Origin of the sequence: Actinocrinis puniceicyclus (assembly GCF_018283645.1) — a bacterium.
Lineage (GTDB): Bacteria > Actinomycetota > Actinomycetes > Streptomycetales > Catenulisporaceae > Actinocrinis > Actinocrinis puniceicyclus.
In genome coordinates this window covers 1-6,468 of the sequence record NZ_JAGSXH010000199.1, presented here as the reverse complement: position 1 = coordinate 6,468, position 6,468 = coordinate 1, and the positions used below count along the sequence as shown (strand labels likewise).

5 protein-coding genes are annotated in these 6,468 nt (G+C 67.3%); 4 read left to right on the top strand and 1 reads right to left on the bottom strand.

Going from position 1 to position 6,468, the window contains the following annotated elements; genetic code table 11:
* Nucleotides 1–413 precede the first annotated feature (413 nt).
* The 4 genes from KGA66_RS27495 (at nt 414) to KGA66_RS27480 (ending at nt 5,628) form a co-directional block, all read left to right on the top strand.
* The gene (locus KGA66_RS27495) at nt 414–566 is read left to right on the top strand and encodes a hypothetical protein (RefSeq protein ID WP_211472243.1); all 153 of its coding nucleotides are present in this window, start codon (nt 414–416) and stop codon (nt 564–566) included.
* A 651-nt stretch (nt 567–1,217) separates the two neighbouring features.
* Nucleotides 1,218–2,750: an AAA family ATPase gene (locus tag KGA66_RS27490; protein WP_246508845.1), complete on the top strand. Its 1,533-nt coding sequence runs from the start codon at nt 1,218–1,220 to the stop codon at nt 2,748–2,750.
* A 95-nt stretch (nt 2,751–2,845) separates the two neighbouring features.
* Nucleotides 2,846–4,663: a hypothetical protein gene (locus KGA66_RS27485; RefSeq protein WP_211472241.1), complete on the top strand. Its 1,818-nt coding sequence runs from the start codon at nt 2,846–2,848 to the stop codon at nt 4,661–4,663.
* 554 nt (nt 4,664–5,217) lie between these two features.
* On the top strand, nt 5,218–5,628 hold the full coding sequence (locus KGA66_RS27480) for a hypothetical protein (RefSeq protein ID WP_211472239.1): 411 nt from the start codon (nt 5,218–5,220) through the stop codon (nt 5,626–5,628).
* A gap of 60 nt (nt 5,629–5,688) precedes the next feature.
* On the opposite strand, the gene KGA66_RS27475 is transcribed toward KGA66_RS27480, so the two are convergent.
* On the bottom strand, nt 5,689–6,183 hold the full coding sequence (locus KGA66_RS27475) for a hypothetical protein (protein ID WP_211472237.1): 495 nt from the start codon (nt 6,181–6,183) through the stop codon (nt 5,689–5,691).
* Between the last annotated feature and the right edge of the window lie 285 nt (nt 6,184–6,468).

Below are 6,468 nucleotides of genomic sequence, written 5' to 3'. Positions count from 1 at the left end.
CACGAAAGGACCCCGCACCACCCCGGCCCCGTGGAAACCGGCGCAGACCGCAGCGACACGCGACGACCCGGCCCCACACCGTCAGGGACAAACCGGACCAGACCGACGGCGAGTCAAGCGGCTACCACGCCCGAATCATCGAGGCTAAGAGGCTTTTCTTGGTCACCTGACGACCTCACGCTGAGGGTGAAATTGGCTCACTCATTCGCTTCCATTCCCTGTTATGGGAACAGGGAAAATAGATGCTTAAACTGCGCCAGCAAATCAAATATTCATGTATGCTATAGACGCGACAGGGAATAACATAGAACCGTTCCATGCAGCAAAAATGGCCCTCCCGAGTTTCATGAACTCTTTTCCTGTGTGGTCGAGCAGTCATCGGCTCATGCCGACCGGAAAAGAGTTGGAGCGCGGTGAGTACTCGACTCGGGCAGCACGTACATAGGTCCACCGACCTGTCCATAACGGTGTCCACCGCGGTGTCCACCGCCCTGTCCATCCGGATGGACGCCCTGTCCACGGCCGAAGCTGCAGGCCGTGCGCCCGGAGCCGACACTCCCGCGTGAAGGCCGATAGGTCTATCCGCCCTATCTCCCGCGAGTCGCCGTCGGTGGCGGTGTCTGGCCTTCCTCGCCTGGTGGTGTGCGTAAGCCGGTTCCCACAGCACAGGTCCTGCCCGCGGTCGGTCTGCCCAAAGCCGGCCGATGGCCAGCACGGCCGGAGCGAACCGTGAGACCAACTCGCGCCGGGCGAATGAGCGCCTCCTGGGCGTCGGCGCGCACAGCGTTCGCACAGCGTGCTGACTGGCGGCGCGGCGGCCGCATGCCCGCGCCGCGCTCGGCATTTCGCGCCTTCGGCCGAACCATCGATTGCGAATCGCACGCCGACGGAAAACGCACCGCGCCGCAGAGGAATCCTCGAAATCCGCACCTATACGCCCGATATCGCCTTCTCATTTCGAGGAATAGCGACCAAAATCCACGGGAAAGTCGTACCGGTGTCCGCTTCACATGTAATCAACGTCGAGATATGGTTCATGTGTGGCCGGGAAATCCCGGAACCACGGGAAAGTAATCGGAATACACCGATTCACGATCCTGAAAAGGATGAATAGTCCCGCCCCAAAAAGGGGCGGGACCGGACCACCGCTAATGGCCCGGTCCCGCAACCACCGTACACCCTGCGAAATGCCATCAATGGTAAGGAAAGACCCTGCGATGACCGTGACCGCCTCGGCCGCTGCGCCGACCCTGCCGCCCGACATGCTCACCGCGCTCTCGGCGGCGCTGCCCGCGCTGCTCACCACGGCGCTGCAGCAACTGGCTACCGCGCCTGACCATGCCACACCCGCACCCTCTCCCGCGCCGAGCGACACCGCGCCCCGGAGGCTGAGCACCGCTCCCGAACCGGCGGACGTCGACGAGCCGACCGACTCGCCGGAACCAGCGCCCGTATCCGACGGCGCACCCGAAGCGGACTGCACCACGCCGACCGTCGCTCCCGAGCCTGACCCGACGGCGCCGGAACCTGAACCGTCCGCCGCGCCCTCCGCACCCCTCCCGGGCAGTAAGGCGGCGCGCGGAGCATTGCGCGCCACCGTCGCCCGACTGCTTGCCGACAACCCAGGCGACACGTTCACGGTCACGCAGGCAGCGAAGCTCGTCGGCAACAAGTCGGGCGGCGCCGTCGGCAACGCGCTGGAATGGCTGACCGCGCACGGGCACGCGGCGCGCGTCAACGACAAACCACGTACCTACTCCGCCACGCCCGCCACCGCGCACGCCGCCGCAACGGCGCACGTCTCAGCGCCGACTGTAACGGCACCCGCCGCGCCGAAACCGGCCCGGACGCGCGCTCCGAAGAAGGCCGAGCACGCCGCGGCACCCGCACCGGTCGCACCGGCGACCACGGCGGCGCCGGATCCCGCAGCGTCGCCGGTTCCCGCATGGGATGGCCGTTCGCCGCTCCCGCGCCCGAATGGCAGCACGTATCACCCGCGCACGCTGGCGGACACTTCCGATGTCGCCGCGCTGCGCACGCTGCGCGCCGAGGGTGTGCCTGCGCTGCTGTACGGTCCGCCCGGAACCGGAAAGACCTCCCTGGTCGAGGCCGCGTTCCCGGACGCGATCACGGTCTGCGGAGACGGAGACACCCAAGTCAGTGACCTGATCGGTTCCTACACTCAGCGCCCGGACGGCGGATACGAATTCGTCTACGGGCCCCTCGTGATCGCGATGCAGGAGGGAAGGGTGCTCTTCCTCGACGACGCGACCCTGATCCCGCCGACCGTGCTCGCGGCCCTCTACCCGGGCATGGACGGGCGGCGCCAGATCACGGTCAAGGAGCACAAGGGCGAGACGATCACCGCTGCCGAGGGCTTCTATGTGGTCGCCGGGCACAACCCGAACGTGCACGGCGCGATCCTCTCAGACGCCCTGTCCTCACGGTTCAGCGTGCAGATCGAGGTCTCCTCCGACTACGACCTCGCCCGCACCCTCAAGATCGACGCCTCGGCGGTGCGGGTCGCCCGGAACCTGGCCACCCGCAAGAGCAAGGGCGAAATCGGGTGGGCGCCACAACTGCGCGAACTGCTCGCCTTCCACAAGATCCAGACCATCCTCGGCAAGGACGCCGCCTGGTCCAACCTGCTGGGCATCGCCCCGGCCGAGGACCGCGACACCGTCGCCACCGTCTTGAAGGCCGCGCTCGGCAAGGACATCACCCACCTCGCCCTCGGCAAGCAGCTGTAACACGTGACCGCGCGGGCGGCCGACCGCCCCGGCTATCGGCCGCCCGCGCCCGGTTCGACGCGAAAACTACCCTCGACTTTCTCAGGAGCCTGACCATGCCTGTGCACGACCACATCCGCCGCCACTCACCCGAGTGCGCTCCGACGCCCGACGCAAGCGCCCCCGACGAAGCCACGGCACCGACGAGCGCGAGCGCTCCCGACGCCGCCACCCTCGACGCGTGGGCGGCGCTCGGTCCGATCCTCGCCGACCACGCCTGCATCCTGGCCGACCGCGACGATCTCCTCGTGACCGTCAACCCGGCGGGCACCTCCTCCGGCGCCCCAGCGCAGTTCACGCCCGCCACCGCCACCATCGACCTCGACGCGAAGATCTTCCCGATTCCGCCCGCCAGCATCCGCCCACACCGCACCGGAGACGAGCACCGCTACCCGGCCGCATACGGCGCGCTCACCCACGAGGCCGCCCACGCCCGCCACTCCCGATGGCTGCCGGACGCCGACACCCCCTCGGCCGTCGCGCACGCCGCCGAACTGCTCGAAGAATCCCGAATCGAGGCGCGCCACATCGCCCGCCGCCCCCACGACCGAGTATGGCTGCGCGCCTGCGCCGTCAACCTCGTACTCGACGAAATCAGCGCCACGCCGCCCGATGGCCCCTACGCCGCCGCGACCGCCGCCGCCCTGATCCTCGGCCGCGAGAGCGCCGGGATCCTCGAACCGGCCGAAACCGCCGCCGTGCGCGCCGCCGCCGAATCGATCCTCGGCGCCGACACCCTGGCCGAACTGGAGAAGATCTGGACCGCCGCGCACGGCCTCGACGACGAGGACACCTCCGGGCTGCTGGACTTGGCGGCCAAATGGAGCAGCCTCGTGCACGAGAACGCCGACGAGAAGACGAAGGACGAGCCGCACGGCGCACCCTCGGGCCCGGGTACCGAGACCGGCTCGGAGAGCGAGACCGCCTCCGTACCCGACGGCGCCGGTGAGACCGCGTCCCCGATCCCCGGAGCACTCGCGAAGGCGATCGCGGAGACCTCGACTGCGGTCGGCCGTGCGGTCGCGTGGGAGCACCCGTTCCCGGCGGCTGACCCTGCCGAAACCGCGAAGGATGCCGCCAAGCAGGTCTTCGGCAAGCACCGCGGGACCGGCCGCACGCGCGGCGGACCGGTCACCGGTACCCGCCCGCCGACGAGCGCGGAGAACGCTGCCGCCGGGGCTCTGGCTCGCGCGCTGCGCGCCGCCGCGTACCGGGAGCGCGCCGTAACCACCGTAAACAGTGAACTTCCGCCCGGACGGCTGAACATGCGCGGCGCCCTCACCCGCGACGCGCAGAAAGCCGCAGGCGCCCTGCCGACCGCCAAACCGTTCACCCGAACGCACCGCCACGCCGTACCGACTCCGCCGCTGCGCGTGGGAATCGCCGTCGACGTCTCCGGCTCCATGAGTGCGGCCGCCGACCCGATCGCCTCCGCCGCCTGGATCCTGGCCCGCGCCACGAGCCTGACCGATCCGAACAGCGCGAGCGCGACCGTCGCCTTCGGCCACCGCGCCACCGCGATCACTCGGCCCGGCCCTGCCCCGACGCACGTAACCACCTTCACCGCCCACGCTCACACCGAGGTCCCCGCGGTCGCCACGGACGCGCTCGACGCCGCCCTCGGCCTCTCCCGCCCCGGCGCCGCGCGGCTGCTGATCATCGCCACCGACGCAATGTTCGTCGCTGAGGAAGACGAAGGACTGCGCCGCCGCCTCGCCCGGCTCGCCGCATCCGGCTGCGCCCTGCTGCACCTTGCGTTCAGCACCTACGGACGGCGCCTCCCGCATACGACACTCGCGCTGGTCTCCGACCCGGTCGCCGCCATCGACGTGATCAACAAGGCCGCCACCGCTGCGGTACGCGCAGCACGCTGAAAACCCAACCCCGCGCCGGGCACGGTCGTTGACCGCGCCCGGCGCAGGCACGCTCGGTCGCCTGACCGCCACGGCGGAACCAAACGCCTCCGCGACCCAGCCACACGCTGTGCGAGCCGAGCCAGGTCGCGTCTCGCGCGTCGGAGAAGTCGCCCGTCCCCGAAGCGGATACGAAAGCGGAACGCAGAACGCATCGATCGAGCCCCGCGAATCCTGGCGCATCGTGGAGCAGGGCTGGCGCTTCATCCGCCGATCGCGCAGTGATGGACCCGAACCGTGATCACCACCCGCCGGGAGCCACACTCCATGCCCCTGACTGTCTTCGTAGCACTCGCCGCCGTCCGCATCGCACTGACCACACCGGGCGCCGGGCACCACCGCCGCGTCCCCTGGCCACGCCGCGCGGCCGAAACGCTGCGGCTCACGCTCCGGATCCCACAGCCCGGCGACCGCTACCGCGCGACCCATGCCCGCCGCCGGTACGCCCACGCTTGAGTGGTTCGCCCGTACAGTCGCCCACCAGCCTTCACCGTTATAAGGAATCTAAGACAGCTGTGTCCGGAAAATCACACGCCCAATGCCGCCCCGCCATCCCCGCACACGAACGGCAGATCTTCCAATTCGGCGCGCTCTCGTTCGACGTCGAGGAAGCCCACCGCCTCCTGCGCGAGACGCCGCGGCTGGCCTGCCGCCTCCCAGTCGACGCGTGGGCACGCCTCTACGGCCTCGACGACAACCCTGCGTCACTCATCGCCCCCGCACCAAACTTCGACCGTGCCTACGCCATGCGCACCGATCTGAGTCGTCCGGTCATCCTCGCTTTGTTGGCGACGGACGACGGCATCGGCAACCCGATCCTCATCGACGGGTGTCACCGCTTGTACAAGGCCTACCGGGAGCGCGTGCCCGACCTTCCCGCCTTCCAACTGACGATCAGCGAGACTCGCGCCATCCGCATTCTGTAAGCGGAGACCGACACTTCAGCGGCATCTCAAAATTCGTACTCGCTTCATGAACGGGTCGGGTTAGTCCCCGTGGAGCAGGCTCGATACGGCAGGATAATCCCAGATATAGAATGGCATCCACTGGTGAAATGCAAGTAAAACGACGATAGATCCGCCGATCTTCCAACTTACAAATAGCGTAAGCCAAAGCCCGACGAGTATCAGCGGAACAAACACGAGACCGAAGATAGTTGACCTTAGCAAGAACTGCCTCTTCGCGCTCTTGCGGACACGCAATGCAAGTCTTGGCCCACCACGCCACGTGAGAACACCCGTATACAGCGGGACGACTTTCTGAGCGTTCGCCTTCGAGTCGAAGGAGAGAGCTGAAACCTTTTTGTCGGTACAGGTGAGCGCCATTCCGTCCGGCACCCCTCGTAGCAATACAACAACCTTTCGCACGAAAAGCACCGAACGTATGTTTCCGAACTTGAGGATTATCAACAGGAAGTTAAGGATAAGCGAGAAAAGACCGAGCGCCACCACTCCAGCCAGGTAGACGAGAATCCTGTGCATGTCCCCTCCAGTGATACGACATGGTTCACCAATTTAGAATATGCTCTTGAAGAAATCCTCGACTACCCGTATTAGACCATCTCCACTCTGATTATTACTAGGGTGATGGCCAGAGGAACTGGAACCTGTCGCGGAGTTCGCGCTATTGCTACTGCTTCCGTAACCAACTACGGGGTCAGTGCGCTGTGACGGCCCGCAGTGGTGTCCAGGCGCGGCCGGCCAGCGCGTCGCGGATGGCCTTCATCGGGTCGACGCCGTGCAGCCTGATGGTGATCAGGTAGGAGT

Bases quoted from the DNA above. Each gene is read 5' to 3' on its own strand.
- KGA66_RS27490 (WP_246508845.1), top strand. From the start codon at position 1,218: ATGACCGTGACCGCCTCGGCCGCTGCGCCGACCCTGCCGCCCGACATG.
- KGA66_RS27485 (WP_211472241.1), top strand. From the start codon at position 2,846: ATGCCTGTGCACGACCACATCCGCCGCCACTCACCCGAGTGCGCTCCG.
- KGA66_RS27475 (WP_211472237.1), bottom strand. From the start codon at position 6,183: ATGCACAGGATTCTCGTCTACCTGGCTGGAGTGGTGGCGCTCGGTCTT.